Source organism: Roseateles agri (genome assembly GCF_034043675.1).
Taxonomy (GTDB): Bacteria; Pseudomonadota; Gammaproteobacteria; order Burkholderiales; family Burkholderiaceae_C; genus KK5.
Map to the genome: position 1 here is coordinate 696,718 of NZ_JAXCLA010000003.1, position 17,437 is coordinate 714,154.

A 17,437-nucleotide genomic window follows, 5' to 3' on the forward strand; every position below is an offset into this window, starting at 1 on the left:
CCCATCATGAAGAACCTCCCTTCCAAGCTGAGCGTCCTCGCCGGTGCCGCGCTGGCGCTGGCCCTTTCCGCCTGCAGCAGCCTGCAGGCCGACAACCCCAACCTGATGGACGCGCATGCCGCATACAACGCCGCCGAGGCCAACCCGCTGACGCACGAGTACGCCAGCGGCGAGATGGTGCAGGCCCGCGCCGCGCTGGATCGCGCGGACCGCGCCTACAACGATCACGACAAGGTGCAGCACGTCGACCATCTGGCCTACGAGGCCAAGCAGCATGTCTCCATCGCCACCTCGGTGGCGCAGCGCAAGGCCGACGAGCAGCGTGTGGCCGATGCCAACGCCGAGCGCGACCGCATCCGCCTGGACGCCCGCACCCGCGAGGCCGATCAGGCCAAGGCGGACGCCGAGCAGGCGCAGTCGCAGGCCATGGTCGCCCAGCAACAGGCCGAAGCCGCCCGGCGCGATGCCGCTGCGGCCCAGGCCAATGCCGAGGACACGCAGGCCCGCAACCAGGCGCTGGTGGTGCTGCTGCAGGAACTGAACGCCAAGCAGACCGACCGCGGCATGGTCGTCACGATGGGCGACGTGCTGTTCGACACCGGCCGCGCCGAGCTGAAGCCCGGCGCGATGCGCAGCATCCAGAAGCTGGCCGAGCTGATGAAGGACGACCCGGCGCGCAACCTGTCGGTCGAGGGTTTCACCGACAGCACCGGCAGCCAGGCGACCAATGATGCGCTGTCGGCGCGCCGTGCCGAGTCGGTACGCCAGGCGCTGATCAGCCAGGGCATCTCGGGTGACCGCGTGATGGCCCGCGGCTACGGCCAGGCCTATCCGGTGGCGAGCAACGACAACTCGGCCGGCCGGCAGATGAACCGGCGCGTGGAGATCGTGTTGTCCGACCAGAACGGTCGCGTCGCGCAACGCTGATCGATCGGATCAGGCGGCGGCGGCCACTCGTTCGCGGAACAGGGCCGCCCGCTCGGCGCCGCCGGCATCGGAGATGGCCTGCGCGCATTGATCGATCCAGGCGTGGAAGCTGGATTCGGAGTCCACGCCGCGGGCGCTGTCGCGCAGTGCCTGATCGCGCCCGGCCAGCATTCGCGCGCTGAGATCCAGGGCGAAGAACTTCGCCCGGACGAGGCGGGCGGTGTGGTCCGTGGGTGAGGTTCGTGAGGCTTGTGATTGCGGCGAGGAGGGCGCCTCAGCCTCCGCACCCCAGGTGACCAGGCCCTGCGCCTGCAGCTGCTCGAAGGCCATATCGGCCCTGAGTCCGAGGCCTTGGGCAAAGACGCCCAACTCCCCGAAGCTCTTGCGCCCGTCGATCGTGATCAACAGCATGCGCAGCCCGCGTGCCAGCGATGACGTGCCGCCGGGCCGCTGTTGAAGCAGCTCGCGGGCGGCCTGGGTCTTGCGAGGAACGAGATGGGCGGGGAGCGACATGACGAAGGCGTTGAAGCGCCCGCATGTTCTGGCCCCGATGTGAACGCGCTGCGACAGAACGATGACAGCGGGCGTCAGTCGCCCTTCTTCGTCTTGGGCCGGCCGGTCTTGATCGCCGGCACGTTCTTCAGCGCGCGCAGCAGCGCCGCATCGCTGAGGCCGGCGAGCAGCTTGACGCCGGCGCGCAGCAGCTCGCTCTTCTTGACCGGGTGAGCGGCGGCCAGTGCGCGCTGCTTCAACTGGCCCAGCGCGGCGTACTCGTCCGAGGGCATCGTGAAGCTGTCGCGCACCAGCTTGACCTTGGCGGGCTTGGCTTCGGCAGCCGGGGCTGCGGGCTTTGCCGTGGGCTTGGCAGCCGGCTTGGTCGCGGTCTTCGCCGCAGCCTTGACGGGCGTGGCGCTCTTCGCCGGGGCCTTGCGCTTCGTGGCGGCGGGCGTCTTTGCAACAGTCGCGTTCATGTCATTTTCCTTTCATATTGAAACCGTATATTCAGTTTACATACTTTCCGGTAGTTCGCCGCGCCAATCAAAAGATGTTCGATTTCGCGCTTCCGTCCTCACCCGCGCTGGCGGCCATCGACCTGGGTTCCAACAGCTTCCGGCTCGAAGTGGGTCAGGTCTTGCCGGACGGCTACCGCAAGCTGCACTGCCGCAAGGAGATGGTGAGCCTCGGCGCGGGCCTGGACGCCGGCGGCCGGCTGTCAGGGGAGGCGATCGAGCGCGGCCTGCGCTGCGTGCGCAAGTTCGCCGCCGACCTGGCCGTGCTGAGTCCGGACCGGGTGCGTGTCGTCGCGACGCAGACCTTGCGCGAGGCGCGCAACCGCGATGAATTCCTGCGGCATGCCGAGGCCCTGCTGGGCTTGCCGGTGGAGCTAATCTCGGGCCACGAAGAGGGCAGGCTGATCTTCGCCGGCGTGTCCTTCCTGCACCCCTCGCCGCGGCGGCGCCTGGTGATCGACATCGGCGGCCGCTCGACCGAGATGATCGTCGGCCAGCACCGCACGGCGCGCGCGATCTCGTCTTTTCCCATCGGCAGCGGCAGCCTGTCGCAGCAGCATTTCCCGCAGGGCCGGATCACCGCCGAGGGCTTCCGTGCCGCTCAGCATGCGGCAGCGGCCGTGCTGAGCCCGGCGCTGGATGGATTCGCCGCCGTCCACTGGGACGAGGCGATGGCTTCCTCCGGCACGGCCGGCACCGTGTCCGCCGTGCTGCGGCGCAATGGCATCACCGATGGCACGCTGACACCCGCCGCCCTGCGCTGGCTGATCGAGCGCTGCATCGCGGCCGGCCACGTCGAGCAACTGGATCTGCCCGGCCTGAAGGAGAAGCGCCGCCCCGTGCTGCCGGGCGGACTGGCGATCCTCTACACCTTGCTGGCGCGCTGCGGCATCGCCGAGCTGCAGTCGGCCAAGGCGGCGCTGCGGCAGGGCGTGATCGTGGACTTGCACGAGCGGGCGATGCCAGCGGCCGCCCGTGCGCCGCGCCGACAGCCGGCCCTCATTCCCGCCTAGAACTTGTAGCTGCCGCTCACGTACATGAAGCGGCCGCGCGGATCGGTGTAGCTCGGGTCGTAGCCAACGAGGAAGAAGTACGCCTGCTGCGAGTACGGCGGTGCCTTGTCGAACAGGTTCTGCACGCCCGCGCGCAAGGTCAGCGCCTTCGTGGCTTCCCACGCGCCGGAGAGGTTCCACAGCGAGTAGGCGGAGACACGGCGGTCGTCCTTGCCGATGATGTGCTGATCCTGGTAGCTGGACAGGTAGGTGTTGGACAGCGAGGCCGACACGGGGCCGAGCTCCCAATCCAGGCTAATGTTGTGGCGCCAGCGCTGCACCACGCCGTCGCTCACGCCGTTGTTGAGGAAGCGGCCCAGGTTGCTGACGAAGGGGTCGCCGTTGCCGGTCTGCTGCTTGGATTGCAGCGTCAGTGTGCCGTTGAGGCGCACGCCGAATGTGCCGATGCCGGTCTTCAGGCCGCTCAGGTTCAAGCCCAGGTCCAGGCCGGAGATCTTGGACTTGCCGCGGTTCTCCTTGACGAGGTCGATGCCGCAGATGGTCGTGTCCTCGGGGTCGGAGTCGCAATCGGCCGGCAGCGTAGCCGGGTCGTCCGAGTAGCGGTGCACCAGGGAGCCGTACTTGTTCAGGTCGGAGAGGATCACATCGACGCCCAGCGTGCTGATGAGATTGCTCTTCTGGATGTTCCAGTAGTCGAGGTTCATGGTGACGCCTCGTTGCGGCTCGAACACGAGGCCTGCCGAGAACTGGCGTGACTTCTCGGGCTTGAGCTTGGGGTTGCTGTAGTTGTAGGTTCCCCAGCCCTCGGAGCAGTCGGTGACGGTGTTCTCGGGGTCGGCGGCGAGGCAGACCGGATCGACGACGACGGCGGCGCTGCCCAGTGTCAGCGGCCGATACAGGTCGGACATGCTGGGCGCGCGGAAGCCCCTGCCGACCGATGCACGCAGCAGCAGTTCGGGGCTGAACATGAACTTGAGCCCGAGCTTGGGGCTGAGCGCGCCACCGCTGACCTGGTAGTGCTCGTAGCGCATTGCCGCGGTGAGTTCCAGCTGTTTGGTCACCGGCGCGCTGAGCTCGGCGAAGACGGCGCTGACGTTGCGTGAGTGGCCGAAATCGGAGTCCGGGCCTTGCGAGACCTCGCCCAAGATGTTGTCCGCCTTGAGCGCGTCGGACTGGTGGTAGCTCTGCTTCTCGCGGCGCAGCTCCCCGCCGAGGGCCAGCGCGAGGTCGCCGCCTGCGAGGGGCAGCAGGCCCTTGGACATCTTGAAGTCCAGACTGTCCATCGTGCCGGTGGCGTGGCGCACCTCGCCGCGGATCTGCGCTTTTTCGTACAGCGCCAGGCCTGCCGCGCTGGACGGGCCGAAAGGATTCAGCGTGCCGTCGGAATAGCCGTCCAGCACCATCTGCTCGTTCAGATAGCCCTGCGAGTCGCGGTCGGACACCTTGCTGGTGCTGTGGTTGAGGGCCCATTCATAGTCCCAGCCGCCCACCGTGCCCAGCGTGCCCAGCACGAAGCGGTTGCCGGTGGATACCAGTTCGCTGGTGCGCAGTCCGGCTTCGGTGAAGCGGGTGCGCACGGTGATTGAGCGCTCGTCGGCATCGTCACCCTCGGGGTCGATGGCGTTCAACGCGCTTCCCGCCAGCGCGGGGATTTTCGACACATCCATCTCGATGGCACCGCGGTTGGCTGTGCCTGTGTAGAAGGTGCGTGCGCGGGCCAGCGACACTTCGGCAAAGAGCTGGTGGCCGCCGCCCAGGTCGAACACGCCGCGTGTGAACAGGCTGCCCTTGCGCGACTTGGGATACAGCTCGATATCGCGCATGAAGTCGAAGGTGCAGCCGTCCGCGCCGCCGATGCCGGCCGGCAGGTAGAGGGTGCCGTTGGCCGGGTTGCAGCCGGTGGCGGCAGCGGGGTTGATCGTCCTAGAGTCGATCACGGTCTTGCCGTTGGTCGAGAAGCCCTCGGCGATCAAGGTGTCGCGCTGGAAGCTGGACAGCGCCAGGTTGCTCGGGAAGCCGTAGCTGGACAGTTGATCCGGCAGGCGGCCGGGGATGTCCAGTTCCTTGATGAACTTGCGCTGGCGGGCGTTCAGGCTGCCGGTTTTCTGGACGTCCAGTACCGCCATCACGTTGAAGCCGTCGCGGCTGTAGTCGCCAACGCCGCCCGACAGCGTGGCGCTGCGCTTGTTTGCGCCGCCCTCGCTGGTGTTGCCTGCCAGCGCGCTGATCTCGACGCCGGTGAAATCCTTGCGCGTGATGAAGTTGATGACGCCGCCGATCGCGTCCGAGCCGTACAGCGACGACGCGCCGTCCAGCAGCACCTCCACGCGCTCCAGGGCGGCGGCCGGGATGCTGTTCAGGTCCACGCCCGCCGCGTCGCCGGGCGAGGCAAAATTCGCCATGCGGCGGCCGTTCAGCAGCACGAGCGTGGACGACACGCCCAGGCCGCGCAGGTTGGCGGCGTTGAGGCCCATCTGGTCGCGGAAACCACCGGTGCCGATGCTGCCGCCATCGGTCAGGTTGTTGGCACTGGCAGACAGGCGCGCGATCAGCTCGGCGGCGGTCGTCACGCCGGCCTTGTTGATGTCGTCGCGCGTGATGACCTGCACCGGCAGTGCCGTCTCGCCCGCGATGCGCTTGATCGCCGAGCCGGTGACCTCGACCCGCTCCAGCTTGGCCGGCTCGGCCGTCTCCTGGGCAAAGGCCGTCAACGGCGCGACGAAGCAGCAGGCCAGCCAGGCTGCGGCGGCCACCGGCAGCCGGCGCGAAGGGGAAGAGGTGTTCGGCATGAAGCGTTCTCCTGTGTTTTCCGGAATCCGCCGGAAACAATGCTTCACGGCACGGTAACGTGCGGCGCGCCCACTTCAAAGCGGGGTGATCCCGTCTGAGGCGTGGTGACAACAAGGCCTGGCCCGCGCTTGGGCAGAATGAGCCCTCATGCGCCGCCGTCTGCTGTTTTCCTCCGCCTTTGCCGCAACCTCTTCACTGCTGCTCCCGACCTTGCCAACCAGCGCCCAAGCCACCGAAACCGCTGCGCCCGCCGACGAGATCCGCGGCTATGCCGTCGCGATCGGCGGTGCTTTGCGCAACGACAACGACGAGGTCTGGCAGCGCGTGGTCGACCTGGCCGGTGGGCCGGGGGCGCGCTTCGTCGTGCTGGGCACGGCGTCGGAAGACCCCGAGGCCAGCGGCCGCTGGGTCTCGCGCCTGCTGACGCGTCGCGGCGCCGTGGCCGAGGTGCTGCCGGTCGGCTACAAGTTCGCCGGCATCGATCCCAAGGACGCCGTGCGCGACCCCAAGCTGATCGAGAAAGTGCGCCAGGCCCGTGGCGTGTTCTTCACCGGCGGTTCGCAGGAGCGCATCGTCGACCTGCTGCAGCCGGGCGGGCAGAGCACGCCGCTGCTCGACGCGATCTGGGCGCTCTACCGCAGCGGTGGCGTCGTCGCCGGGAGTTCCGCCGGCGCGGCGATCATGAGCCGCGCGATGTTCCGCGACGCGCCGAACATCGTCGACGTGATGAAGGGCCAGTGGAGCGAGGGCAAGCACGTGGACCGCGGCTTGGGCTTCGTCGGGCCGGAGCTGTTCGTCGACCAGCACTTCCTGCGCCGCGGCCGGGTCGGTCGCATGATCCCGCTGATGATCGCCAAGGGCTACCGGCTGGGCCTGGGCGTGGACGAGAACACCGCGGCCATCGTCCATGGTGACGAGATCGAGATCATCGGCGGCAGCGGCGCGCTGCTGGTGGATCTGGTCGACGCGCACTCCGATCCCTCGCTGGGCGTGTTCAACGTGACCGGCGCGCGGCTCAACTACCTCGACCACGGCGACCGCTACCGGCTGCGCACCGGCACGATCACCCCCTCGGCCGCCAAGCTGCGCGGCGAGCGCCTGCAGCCGGGCACGCCCGGCTTCGAGCCCTACTACACCGAGGAGCGCTTCGACCTCGACATCCTCGGCGACTCGACCTTGCTGCGCGCGATGGCGCAGCTGATCGACTCGGTCAAGCCGGAGGTGCAGGGCCTGGCCTTCGATGCGCGCGTCAAGCCCGGCGTGCCGCTGGCCGACCTGGGCTTCCACTTCCGCCTCTACAAGGCCGCCGACACGATGGGCTGGGGCAGCACCGAGGCCGGCGTCGAGGAGTACACGGTGCTCAACGTGCGCCTGGACGTCACGCCGGTGCGGATGGCGACGCCGCTGTACGGCGGCTGGAAGCCGTCCTGACACAGCGGGTCATTTGGAACCGCTCGCCGCGTCGTTCAGCTTCAGGAAGTATTTGTTGAGCCAGACGTAGAGGCCCAGGATCGGCAGGATCGTGATGACGGAGCCGGCCATCGTGATGTTCCAGGCCGCCGACTTCTCGTACTGCTTGGACGCCGCGTTCAGCCCCTGGGTGAGCAGGTAGTTGTCGGGGCTCGAGATGTAGAGCAGCGGCTTCATGAACTCGTTCCAGGCGCCCATGAAGACGAAGATCGCCTGCGTGGCGAGCGCCGGCGCGGCCATCGGCACGACGATGCGCAGGAAGATCGTGACGGGCGTGCAGCCGTCCAGCAGGGCGGCCTCCTCGATCTCGCGCGGAAAGTCGATGAAGAACTGGCGCATCATGAAGATCGAAGCGATGTTCACGACCGAGGTGAGGACGATGCCCAGGTGCGTGTCCGCAAGCCCGAGCCGCGCGACGATCAGGTAGGCCGGAATCATCGTGACCTGGGCCGGCACCATCACCAGCAGCATCAGCGCCTGGAATACGCTCTCCCGCCCGCGGAACTTCAGCCGCGCCAGCGCGTAGCCCGCCATCGTGTTGCCGATCACGCCGATCACCGTGATCGAGAGGGCGACGAGCATCGAGTTGAAGAACCAGAGCTTGAAGTCGCTCTGGAAGATCAGGCGGTAGGCGCCGAGGTCCAGTGCGACCGGCAGCAGGCGATCCGAATCGGCGATCTCGCGGGTGGTCTTCAGCGAGGTCAGGATGGCCCAGGCGAAGGGCACGAGCGTGAGCAGCGAATAGAGCACCAGGAACAGGTGCACGGCTGCCGCGCCGATGCTGCTGCCGTCCGATCGGTCGCGCCGCATCATGCGTCCACCCCTTGCGCCGGCATCAGGCGCTTGAGCAGCAGCGTGGCCAGCAGGATGACGATGGCCAGGACGACCGCCAGCGCACAGGCCAGTCCCATCGTGTTGTAGGTCCTGAAGGCGAAGTGGTAGATGAGAAGGGTGAAGGTGAGCGTCGAGTTCTCCGGGCCGCCGTCGCCGCGCGACAGGATGAAGGCCTGGTCGAAGACCTGGAAGCAGCCGATCAGGCCCATGGTCGCGACGTAGAAGGTGATCGGCATCAGGTGCGGAACGCTGATGTGCCAGTGCCGCGAGACCGGGCCGGCGCCGTCCAGGGTCATCGCCTCGTACAGCTGCTGCGGGATCTGCTGCAGCCCGGCGAGGTAGACGACCATGAAGTTCGGCACCGTCGAGAACACGTTCATCAGCATGATGATCGGCAGCGCCCAGGCCGGGTCGGACAGGAAGCGGATCGTGATGCCGAAGTGGTTGTGGATGGCTTGCGAAACGATGCCGTTGTTATTGAACAGCCACATGAAGATCATCGTCATCGCGGCCGAGGAGGTCAGCGTCGGCAGGAAGAGCAGGGTGACGAAGCCGCGCTTGAAGCGCACCTTGCCGTTCAGCACGCAGGCCAGCGCCAGGGCGAGCAGGGTCTGTGCCGGCACGACGATGGCGACATAGCGGATGGTGTTGCGGCAGGCCGCCCAGAACTTCGGATCGTCGAGCAGGTACTGTGCGTTGGCCAGGCCTGCCCAGGTCGAGCGGCCCGACACGATGTCGATCTTGTGGACGCTGGCGTACAGCGCATAGAGCACCGGCAGCAAGGTGAACAGGGTGACGAGCACGAGCACCGGGGCGAGGAACAGCCACGCGGCGCGGGCGTCGTTGTTGTCCTTCACCATCATTGACGTGCGAGCTCGCGGTTGGCGTCGCGTTCCGCGTCGGCGAGCGCCTCGGCCACGGTCTTGGACCCGTTGAGCGCGGCCAGGAACTGGTTGCCGAAGTTCGTGTTGACCACGGGCAGCGCGGTGCCGCGGGACCAGACGGTCGCGTAGTCCGCCGCCGAGGTGTGGACGGACATGACGGGATCGTGCGTGAGGTCCAGCGTGCTTGCGACGCTGCGCCGCGACGGCAGCGTGCCCGACTGGCGCGACCAGTCCGCCATGCCGGCACCGCTCATGTAGCGGGCGAACGCGATCCCGCCCGCGACGTTCGCGCCGAAGCGCGACACGCCAAGGCCGACGACGAAGGCCATCGTCTGCGGCTTGCCATTGACCCGCGGCAGCGGCCGGACGGCGAACTCGACCTCCGGATAATCCTTGCGCAGCGAGGCGACGACCCAGTTGCCGTCCATCATCATCGCGGTGCGGCCCGAGCCGAAAGCGGCGCCCGGGGAGTCACTGCCGAAGTCGTCCTTCGGCGAGAACAGCCAGCGCTCGCGGCGCCCGCGGACGAAGGTTTCCAGGTAGGCCGTCACGCCGGGTTCGCCAGCCAGGCGCGCACGTCCCGCCGCATCGATGACCGGGCGGCCGTAGCACTCGATGGCCGCCAGGTGCCGCGCCAGATCGCGCTCGTAGATCATGGCGGCCGAGCCTTCGGGGAGCCGTGCCTGCACGCGCTTCACGAAGGCCATCAGCGGCGCGAAGTCCTCCGGCACGTCCGCGGGCTTGAAGCCGGCGCGCGCCAATTGGGCGGTGTTGATGTACAGCGCCAGTGTCGAGTAGTCCTTGGGCAGGCAGTAGAGCCGGTGGTCCGCGCCGCGGAAGGCCGCGAGGAACTGCGGGTAGAAATCGTCGAGGCCCTGGGCATCGTCGTCCAGCGGCACCAGCACGTCGCTGGCGATCAGCTGCGGCGCTTCGGCCGCCTCCAGGTAGAAGACGTCCGGCGTCTTGCGGGCGGCGAAGCGCGAGCGCAACACGTCCATGTACTCGTCGGTGATCACCTCCAGGCGGACGGCGAGGCCCGTGGCGCGCGTGAAGCCGGCAATCGTGTGCTCCAGTGCGGCGCGTTCCGCGGGCAGCGTGGCGCGCACGGCGAGCTTGACCGTGCGGGCATCGTCGGGCTGTCGGCAACCGACCAGGGCCGGGCCCAGCGCGGCCGCGCCGACGAAGGCGCGTCGCGACAGGCCGACTGCGCCTGCCGTCATGAGCGTTCTTGTCCGACCGGCGGCTGCACCGCCAGGTACACCGTGCTCCACAGCTGGGCCGCGTTCGATTCGTCCCGTGTCGCGAGGGAGATGCCGAAGGGCCGGACCGAATAGCGGCCTGCCGCATAGGTCCAGGTCCACAGCTCACCGTCCGCGGCGCCGCGCGTCGCTTCGATCACCTGCCACAGCGCGCGTTCCGCCAGCGCGATCGCTTGCAGGGTCGTGGCGGGCAGGTCGGTCCGGACGCCTTGGCGAGCCAGCCCGGCCGCCAGCAGCGCCTGCTGCCAGGACCAGACGACGGCACCGTGGTAGTGATCGGGCCCGAATGCCGCGCGCGTGGCTTCGCTGGCGAAGGCGGCGTTGGCCACCAGCATGCCGGCATCGGTCATCAGCCCCGCCGGAAAGGCTCGCATCATCGACGCCAGCTCCAGGTCGAGCCGTGCGGCATCGGGCCGGCCGAACAGCGTCGCGAACGCGAAGTCGGAATGCAGCACGGGCACCGGCTGCCCGGCGCCGTCGAGCGCCAGGGCCATGAAGCGGGTCTCTCCCTCGGGCACGAGCACGGCCGAAGCGCCCATCTCGTCCGCATGGCGCGCAATGGCCTGCGCGGCGATCTCGCGCGAGACGCGTACTTCGTACAGCTTCGGGACCTCGGTTTCCCACACGGTGGCGGCGAGGTCCGCGCTTGCCAGCTGTTCCAGCGCCGAGCGGCTGGCGTAGGGGGCCAGCAGGTCGGCCCTGCCCAGGGCCGCGACCGCACGCAGTGCCGCCGGCACCAGCGCGGCATTCACGCTGTAGGGGTAACGCCCGCCGCCCAGGCCGTCGCTGCTGTCGCGCCAGTCGCCGACCACCTCGCCCGGCTTCAGCGCCACCAGGTTCGACCACCTGGGGTCCTTGAAGAAGGGCTGCGACTTCGCCATCACGGCCGAGGCGTTGCGCATCACCAGCTCGCCATAGGCGATGCCCTGCCGATCGCGGCGGTCCAGGTAGGCCTGGGCCCGTGCACGGCCTTCCGGGCTCTCGATCAGGTAGGCGGCCAGCACGGGCAGCAGCATGAAGTCGTCGTCGACCATCTTGTAGTCGTACATCGGCTCCGCGCTGGCGGGCTCGCCGCGACGGATGCGCGTGAGCAGCGGGTACTCGCCGATGTCCTCCTCGTGCGCCACTTCGCCTTCGCCGTTCAGCCGCACCAGCACGGTGGCCAGCGCGGCTTCGACAGCCTCCGGCCGCAGCGCCGGCATGAGCAGGCGCACGGCCATCAGCGTGTCGCGCCCGAAGTAGGTGTGGAAGCGCCAGCTGCCGGCCAGCAGTGCCTCCTGGTAGCTGAGGAAGCACAGGCTGTCGAGCGCGCTGCGCATGGTCTGGCTGGCGCGCGATAGGGCCGGCTCGGTCAGCAACTCGGCGGCCGTGATCGGCGTCAGCGGCGGCTCGCCGGTGAACATCTTCAGCTGCAGGGTGAGGCGATCGCTCTGGCTGCGGAACACGACCCGACCCTGGTCATCCAAGGCCTTGCTGCCATCGATGACCTGGACTTCGAGGACGTAACCGGCCTCGCCGTCCAGCCGGTCGCGGGCCCAGCGCACGGCATTGCCCTCCAGCTGGGGCGTTGTCATCGCAGTCGCGCACAGCAGGCCGTCCGACTGGTATTCGCGCAGGGTCCTGACGCTGCCGAGCAGGGTCTGGTGAACGGTGAGCTCCGCGGCATCGACCTCTACGCGCAGGCCCATGCCGTGAAGCGCGCGCCCCTGGGCATCGATGGTCGACAGCGGTTCGATCGCGCCCAGTTCACGCCAATGGATGGGCTGGGCGGACGGCACAAACCATAGCGCGGCGCCCGAGTTGCCCGCGACGAAGGCGCCCAGGATGCGCGGTGCCGTGCCCGATGTCAGGACCATGTGTCCGGCGACCGGCCCCTGGCGCAGCAACAGGCTCGTCGCGTTGCCGTCGACGACGCGGTGGTTCACAAGGGCAGGGATGGGGCGGGACGCGCGGGTAGCCAAAATCAGGACTCCGGAATGGATGGGATGCAAGGACGAACCCCCGCGCTTGTGGCGCGGGGGTCGGGTTGTCGTCAGAACGACAGGGTCAGGCTCACGTTGGCATTGCGTCCGAGGATCGGTCGGGCGAAATAGTAGTTGGAGCCGGAGCTTTCGCTGAAGCCCGAACGGGGGTTGCCCTCGGTCAGGCCGACGGTGTTGGTGAGGTTCTGGATGCTCGCGAGCAAGGACAGCGTCGGCGTCAGTTCGTAGCGGCCGGACAGGTTCCAGGTGCCGTAGGCGGGCAGCACGATGGTGTTGCCCGGATCGGCGAAGCGCTGGCCGACGCGGTGGTACGAGATGGACAGCTCGCCCTTGCCGTCAGGCAGGTAGAAGGTCGGCGACATCGTGTAGTTGATCTTCGGCGTGCGCTCGGGGCGGTTGCCGTCGAAAGCCGTCGGGCCGGAGATGGCGGTCGTCGCCGAAGGGCCGGTCACGCTGTGGCCGGTGAACTTCGCATCCTGCACGGAGCCGACCACGTTCAAACCGGCCCAGCGCACCGGGCGCCACAGCGCGTCGACTTCGATGCCGTCGACGTTGTAGTCGCCCTGGATGGCGGTGTCCGTCGTGTCGGTGCCGAACTGGCGGGAGATGCGGGCGTCCTTGTACTTCGTGCGGAAGTAGGTCAGCGAACCGGAGAAGCCCTTGGCCTTCATGCGGATGCCGGCTTCCGCGAAGCTGATCTTGGTCACCGGGTTCTCGCCGTTGGCCTGGTAGCTCGACGAGTACCGGCCGTAGGCCGCGAGGTAGTCGTTGATCAGGTAGTTGGAGCCAAAGGTCAGGGACTTCTCGTTGAAGGAACTCCGGATGGTGTTGAAGTTGCCGCTGAAGGCGCCGCCGAAGTTGTTGTTGGCCATCACGTTGTCGACGTCCGTGCCGTTGGAATCGAAGGCGCCGGGGATCGTGGTGTCGCTGGCGCCGATGCCGTGGCGCGCGGTGATGCTGTAGTGCTCGAAGCGCACGCCGCCGTCCAGGCGCCAGCGATCGCTCGCCTTGAACTCGTCGTTCAGGTAGATGGAGTTGGAGGTGGCGTGCGAGTTGTTGACGCCTTCGCCCCAGGCCTCGTACTGCAGCACGCTGTTGTCGGTCAGGTAGCCCTTGACGTTGCCCTGGGCGTCGAGCGCGACGATGTCGAGCCGGCGCGCGTTGCTTCGTACGTCCGACAGGAAGCTGGTCGCGCCGACGTTCTGGTCCTTGTCGATATGCGTGTCGAAGGCCAGCCAGCCTGCCGTCAGGCTGTTGTTGCTGGTCGTCCAGGTGGCGGAGGCGTCGTTCACGAACTCGCGCACGTAGCGCTTGTTGTCCGCCGAGATGTTGCCGGCGACCAGGCCGTTGCCGTTGAGCGAACTCAAGGCCGAGGCGTCCTTGATGATCTGGCCGGTAGAGGTGACCTTGAGGGCCGGCGTGCAGGAGCCGCCGCAGGCTGCGGCGAAGCGGTTCAGCATGCCCTGGACGTCGCTCCACTTGGCCGGATTCAGCCGGTCCGTCGCCGAGACGAGGCTGGCGTTGTCGTAGCTGAACACCGCGTTGAAGTCGTTCTTGAAATCGGTGTAGCGGCCCTTGGACCTGACGGTCCATTGCGGTGACAGCGGCTGTTCGTAGTTGTAGCCGATGGCCACGGCGCGCGTGTACACGCCCTGGTTGCGGGCGTCATTCAGCTGGCTCAGCGCGCCGGTGGCGGCCGAGGTCCGCACGGTCATCATGGCGTTGTCCGGGCCCAGCATCGTGCCGGTGTTGGCATTGAAGCCCGGGATGCTCTTGGGGTCGCCCAAGCCCTGGACCGGGATGGGCAGCAGGAAGGTGTTGTGGTCGTTGACCAGCTTGACGTTGACGCTGAAGTCGCCGCCGTTGTCCAGCTTCTTGCCGAGGTAGCCGCGGACGATGCCGCCATGGTCGGCGGTGAAGCCCACGTCGCGCGGGGAATCGGCGCCGCGGTAGAAGCCGCCGCCACCGCCGTACCAGCCGCCGCCCAGGTCGCCGCCGTAGCGGAGGTCGAGGCGGCGCGTGGCGTAGTCCGAGGTGGTCAGGCGGATGGCGCCTTCGCGTTCGTCCTTGTTGCGGAAGGTCAGGAAGTTCACCGTGGCGCCGGCACCGTTGACGGTGAGGATACCGGAGGTGCCGCCGCGCACAGCTTCCATCCGGTCGATCATCAGCTCCTGCTTGAGGATCGTGTCCGCCAGGGCATTCGTATAGAACACCGGCAGGCCGTCTTCGCTCAGTTGCACGAAGGTCTGGCCGCCGCCGGCAAGGCCGCGCACGGAGAAGTTGTTGGAGACCTCGCCGCCCGAGTCTTCGACCATGAAGCCGGGAATCAGCTCGAGCGCGCTGGCGGTGCTGCGCGGGGCTTTCCGGTCGAGGTCTTCGCGATCGGCGACGGTGACGGCCACCGAGCTCTCGCGCACCGTGCGCTTCAGGGAGGTGCTGCCGGTGACGATGACGCGGTCGAGCTGGTCCGCAGTGGTGTCGCGGGCCGCTGCCGAAGCCGGAGCTGCGGGTGCCGGAGCCGCTTCGGCCTGCTGGGCGCGAGCAGCGCTCATCTGCACGATCGCCAGGGAGGCGGCCAGAGCGCAACGGGTCAGCGGCAGGGGCTGGCGGGAACGTTGTCGGGAACCGCCGCAGGCGTTGGCGATGCGATCGGCGGAAGGCGTGAGGGTGGGTTCGTTCACAAAGTCTCCAGAAGCAGCCGGCTCCAGGACCGGTCTGGGGGCGGATTCTTGGGTTAATGCAATCGATTGCATATAGGGAATTTCCGGATATTTCCGATCATTTCCCGTCAAATATCGGAATTGATGCAATTCCGGCGCCGCCGGGCCCGGCGGACCGCTTCGTATACTGGCGCTCCGTTTTTCGGTCACCTTGGCTCGGCTTTCCCTTGAAGCGCTCCCCACGTTCATCCGACGAGAAGGTCAATGCAGCGCCATCGTGGTCGGCGAGTCGCCCGGCGATGGCGGACATCGCGAAGCTGGCGGGCGTGGCCGTTTCCACCGTGTCCCGGGCGCTGGCCGGCAGCCCGCTCGTCAGCGCGGACACCCGGGCCCGCATCGCCGAGCTGGCGAAGGAACACGGCTATTCGATCAACGTCGGCGCGCAGAACCTGCGCCTGGGGCAGAACCAGACGATCGCCGTGGTGGTGCCCTATGAAGCGGCCACCGGACAGAATCTTTCGGACCCCTTCTTCCTCTCGCTGCTGGGCTGCGTCGTCAATGCCATCACGGCGCGCGGCTGGGAAGTCCTGCTGTCACGCGTGGAGGCCAACGCTATCGAGTCGGTGGCCCAGCCCGTTCTCACGGGCCGCGCGATGGGCCTGGTGCTGATGGGGCATCTGAACGCGTTCGAACCCTTGAACGACCTTGTGCGCCGCGGCATTCCCATCGTCGTGTGGGGGGCGTTGCGGCCCGGCCAGCAGTTCTGCACGGTCGGCGGCGACAACTTCAGGGGTGGCGAGCTGGCGGGGCGCCATCTTGTGGACCAGGGGGCGCGGCGCATCCTGTTCCTGGGCGACCCGGCGCTTCCCGAGTTCGGCCAGCGCCTGGAGGGTTGTCTCGCGGCGCAACGGGCGGCGGGCATCGAACCGGACCCGGAGTTGCAGAAGCCCGTGCCCCTGTTGCCCGCGGCAATCGACGCGCACCTGGCCTCGTTGGTCGGCGCGGGCATTGCATTCGACGCTGTCTTTGCCGCAAGCGATTTAGCGGCTGCCACGGCCATCGGGACGCTGCGCCGCCTGGGCATCCGCGTGCCGCAGGACGTGGCGGTCGTGGGCTACGACGACATCACGATCGCCGTCCATTTCGATCCGCCCCTGACGACCGTCCGCCAGCCCATCGAACAGGCGGGCCTCGCCATCGTCGATAGCCTGCTGGCCCAGATCGAAGGCCGGCCGGCGGAATCGACGATATTGCCGACCGAACTGATCCAGCGCCGTTCAAGCCTTCCATGAACCTCACCAGCCAGAATCCCGACCAACCCCAGGCCTTCATCGTCGACCTCGACGGCACCATGGTCGACACCCTCGGCGACTTCGTGGCCGTCCTGAACCGGGTGTTGCAAGACCTGGCCCTGCCGGTGGTCGGGCGTGATTTCGTCGAGCGCACGGTGGGGCAGGGCAGCGAGCACCTGATCCGCAGCACGCTGGCTCACGTGGGTGCCGAGCCGCAGTTGTACGAGGACGCATGGGCGCGCTATCAGGCGCACTACACGGTGCTGAACGGCCAGCACTCCGAAGTGTTCCCCGGCGTCGTCGAAGGATTGGAGCGGCTGAGTGCGCTGGGCCGGCCGATGGCCTGCCTGACCAACAAGCCGGCGGCGTTCGCGCGTGACCTGCTGGCGAAGAAGGACCTGGCCAAGTACTTCGACAAGGTCTTCGGCGGCGATGACTTCGCGCGCAAGAAGCCCGATCCGCTGCCGCTGCTGAAGACCTGCGAGGCGCTGGGCACGGCGCCGGCGGCGACGTGGATGATCGGCGATTCCAGCAACGATGCACGCGCGGCGACTGCTGCGGGCTGCCCCGTCGTGCTGGTGCGCTACGGCTACAACCACGGCGAGCCGATCGATGCGGTGCCGGCTCTGCAGCACCTCGACCGGCTGGACGCGATCGATCTCAGCGCGTGGGCTTGAGGCCCAGCAGCGCGTCCTTCAGCTGGTAGTCGGCGGGCGCCTTGCCCAGCCAGATGCGCAGCAGCGAGGCGTAGAACTCGGGCTCGGGGATCGGTGCGCCCTGAACCTTGCCATTGACGGTGACGACGGCACCGGTGCCGGGAATCCAGTCGACGGCGAAGTCTTCGCCCTTCATCAACTCCTTCTTCGCGGCGAACATCTCGGAGATCCGCAGCACGCCGTTGATCGACTTGGCGAACTCCTCGCGCGTCGAGTTCTCCTCGATGCCCTTGGTGAACAGCTTGCCGAGGTCGTTGCCGGGCAGGTCGCGCAGCGCCACGATGTGCAGGCGCTTGGCCGTGGTCGAACCCAATACGGCCTCGGGCGTGTTCTGCTTCGTCACCGTGTAGAGGCCGGCCGTGTAGATCTTGAAGATGGCCTTGTAGCGGATGCCGGCGCCATTGAGCTGCAGCTTCTGGCCGGCGACCTCGTTGACGGTGTCGTACTTGACGCCGGCCACTTCGACGACGTCGGCCTTGGCGCTCAGCGGCGCCACAAGCGCCAGCAGCAGCGCGATCACGAGTCCACGCATCGGCAATTCCCCATTGTTTTGAAAAGTAACGCGTATTCTCGACGGTACGCGATCCGCACGTCTGCGAT

General features: G+C 67.8%; 14 protein-coding genes. 5 read left to right on the top strand and 9 right to left on the bottom strand.

Annotated elements, in window-relative coordinates:
- Nucleotides 1-6 precede the first annotated feature (6 nt).
- Complete coding sequence (locus SNE35_RS11420; RefSeq protein ID WP_320423025.1) at nucleotides 7-927, top strand: OmpA family protein; 921 nt, start codon at nucleotides 7-9, stop codon at nucleotides 925-927.
- Nucleotides 928-936: 9 nt separating this feature from the next.
- Here SNE35_RS11420 and SNE35_RS11425 read toward each other — a convergent pair whose 3' ends face one another.
- Nucleotides 937-1,440 (bottom strand): hypothetical protein, encoded by a 504-nt coding sequence (locus tag SNE35_RS11425; RefSeq protein ID WP_320423026.1) that lies wholly within the window; start codon nucleotides 1,438-1,440, stop codon nucleotides 937-939.
- Nucleotides 1,441-1,514: 74 nt separating this feature from the next.
- A complete protein-coding gene (locus SNE35_RS11430) occupies nucleotides 1,515-1,898 on the bottom strand; it encodes a hypothetical protein (RefSeq protein WP_320423027.1) in 384 nt (127 codons plus the stop codon).
- A gap of 74 nt (nucleotides 1,899-1,972) precedes the next feature.
- On the opposite strand from SNE35_RS11430, the gene SNE35_RS11435 reads away from it, so the two are divergent.
- Nucleotides 1,973-2,950, top strand: a complete 978-nt coding sequence (locus SNE35_RS11435) for a Ppx/GppA family phosphatase (RefSeq protein ID WP_320423028.1) — start codon at nucleotides 1,973-1,975, stop codon at nucleotides 2,948-2,950.
- Here the strand turns inward: SNE35_RS11435 and SNE35_RS11440 are convergent.
- Nucleotides 2,947-5,739 carry a TonB-dependent receptor gene (locus SNE35_RS11440; RefSeq protein WP_320423029.1) on the bottom strand — a complete coding sequence of 931 codons (2,793 nt, stop codon included), beginning with the start codon at nucleotides 5,737-5,739 and terminating at the stop codon, nucleotides 2,947-2,949. The two genes, SNE35_RS11435 and SNE35_RS11440, sit on opposite strands and share 4 nt — an antisense overlap.
- 148 nt (nucleotides 5,740-5,887) lie before the next feature.
- On the opposite strand from SNE35_RS11440, the gene SNE35_RS11445 reads away from it, so the two are divergent.
- On the top strand, nucleotides 5,888-7,171 hold the full coding sequence (locus tag SNE35_RS11445; protein WP_320423030.1) for a cyanophycinase: 1,284 nt from the start codon (nucleotides 5,888-5,890) through the stop codon (nucleotides 7,169-7,171).
- A gap of 9 nt (nucleotides 7,172-7,180) precedes the next feature.
- Here SNE35_RS11445 and SNE35_RS11450 read toward each other — a convergent pair whose 3' ends face one another.
- From SNE35_RS11450 to SNE35_RS11470, 5 genes are all read right to left on the bottom strand, one after another.
- Complete coding sequence (locus SNE35_RS11450) at nucleotides 7,181-8,020, bottom strand: carbohydrate ABC transporter permease (protein ID WP_320423031.1); 840 nt, start codon at nucleotides 8,018-8,020, stop codon at nucleotides 7,181-7,183.
- Entirely contained in the window at nucleotides 8,020-8,907 is an 888-nt protein-coding gene (locus SNE35_RS11455; RefSeq protein ID WP_320423032.1) for a carbohydrate ABC transporter permease, read from the bottom strand. Before SNE35_RS11455 ends, SNE35_RS11450 begins: the two co-directional genes overlap by 1 nt.
- A complete protein-coding gene (locus tag SNE35_RS11460) occupies nucleotides 8,904-10,148 on the bottom strand; it encodes an extracellular solute-binding protein (RefSeq protein WP_320423033.1) in 1,245 nt (414 codons plus the stop codon). Before SNE35_RS11460 ends, SNE35_RS11455 begins: the two co-directional genes overlap by 4 nt.
- The gene (locus SNE35_RS11465) at nucleotides 10,145-12,112 is read right to left on the bottom strand and encodes a glucosidase family protein (RefSeq protein WP_320423034.1); all 1,968 of its coding nucleotides are present in this window, start codon (nucleotides 12,110-12,112) and stop codon (nucleotides 10,145-10,147) included. The genes SNE35_RS11460 and SNE35_RS11465 overlap by 4 nt, the downstream gene beginning before the upstream one ends.
- 107 nt (nucleotides 12,113-12,219) lie before the next feature.
- Nucleotides 12,220-14,850 (bottom strand): TonB-dependent receptor domain-containing protein, encoded by a 2,631-nt coding sequence (locus SNE35_RS11470; protein ID WP_320423035.1) that lies wholly within the window; start codon nucleotides 14,848-14,850, stop codon nucleotides 12,220-12,222.
- Between the two features lie 278 nt (nucleotides 14,851-15,128).
- On the opposite strand from SNE35_RS11470, the gene SNE35_RS11475 reads away from it, so the two are divergent.
- On the top strand, nucleotides 15,129-16,121 hold the full coding sequence (locus SNE35_RS11475; RefSeq protein ID WP_320423036.1) for a LacI family DNA-binding transcriptional regulator: 993 nt from the start codon (nucleotides 15,129-15,131) through the stop codon (nucleotides 16,119-16,121).
- Complete coding sequence (gene gph / locus SNE35_RS11480; RefSeq protein WP_320423037.1) at nucleotides 16,118-16,798, top strand: phosphoglycolate phosphatase; 681 nt, start codon at nucleotides 16,118-16,120, stop codon at nucleotides 16,796-16,798. Before SNE35_RS11475 ends, gph begins: the two co-directional genes overlap by 4 nt.
- Here the strand turns inward: gph and SNE35_RS11485 are convergent.
- Nucleotides 16,782-17,369, bottom strand: coding sequence for a chalcone isomerase family protein (locus tag SNE35_RS11485; RefSeq protein ID WP_320423038.1), 588 nt, complete (start codon nucleotides 17,367-17,369; stop codon nucleotides 16,782-16,784). The two genes, gph and SNE35_RS11485, sit on opposite strands and share 17 nt — an antisense overlap.
- Nucleotides 17,370-17,437: the final 68 nt, after the last annotated feature.

Bases quoted from the DNA above. Each gene is read 5' to 3' on its own strand.
- SNE35_RS11455 (WP_320423032.1), bottom strand. From the start codon at position 8,907: ATGATGGTGAAGGACAACAACGACGCCCGCGCCGCGTGGCTGTTCCTC.
- SNE35_RS11445 (WP_320423030.1), top strand. From the start codon at position 5,888: ATGCGCCGCCGTCTGCTGTTTTCCTCCGCCTTTGCCGCAACCTCTTCA.
- SNE35_RS11440 (WP_320423029.1), bottom strand. From the start codon at position 5,739: ATGCCGAACACCTCTTCCCCTTCGCGCCGGCTGCCGGTGGCCGCCGCA.
- SNE35_RS11450 (WP_320423031.1), bottom strand. From the start codon at position 8,020: ATGCGGCGCGACCGATCGGACGGCAGCAGCATCGGCGCGGCAGCCGTG.
- SNE35_RS11485 (WP_320423038.1), bottom strand. From the start codon at position 17,369: ATGCGTGGACTCGTGATCGCGCTGCTGCTGGCGCTTGTGGCGCCGCTG.
- gph (WP_320423037.1), top strand. From the start codon at position 16,118: ATGAACCTCACCAGCCAGAATCCCGACCAACCCCAGGCCTTCATCGTC.
- SNE35_RS11435 (WP_320423028.1), top strand. From the start codon at position 1,973: ATGTTCGATTTCGCGCTTCCGTCCTCACCCGCGCTGGCGGCCATCGAC.
- SNE35_RS11420 (WP_320423025.1), top strand. From the start codon at position 7: ATGAAGAACCTCCCTTCCAAGCTGAGCGTCCTCGCCGGTGCCGCGCTG.
- SNE35_RS11430 (WP_320423027.1), bottom strand. From the start codon at position 1,898: ATGAACGCGACTGTTGCAAAGACGCCCGCCGCCACGAAGCGCAAGGCC.
- SNE35_RS11475 (WP_320423036.1), top strand. From the start codon at position 15,129: ATGGCGGACATCGCGAAGCTGGCGGGCGTGGCCGTTTCCACCGTGTCC.
- SNE35_RS11460 (WP_320423033.1), bottom strand. From the start codon at position 10,148: ATGACGGCAGGCGCAGTCGGCCTGTCGCGACGCGCCTTCGTCGGCGCG.
- SNE35_RS11425 (WP_320423026.1), bottom strand. From the start codon at position 1,440: ATGTCGCTCCCCGCCCATCTCGTTCCTCGCAAGACCCAGGCCGCCCGC.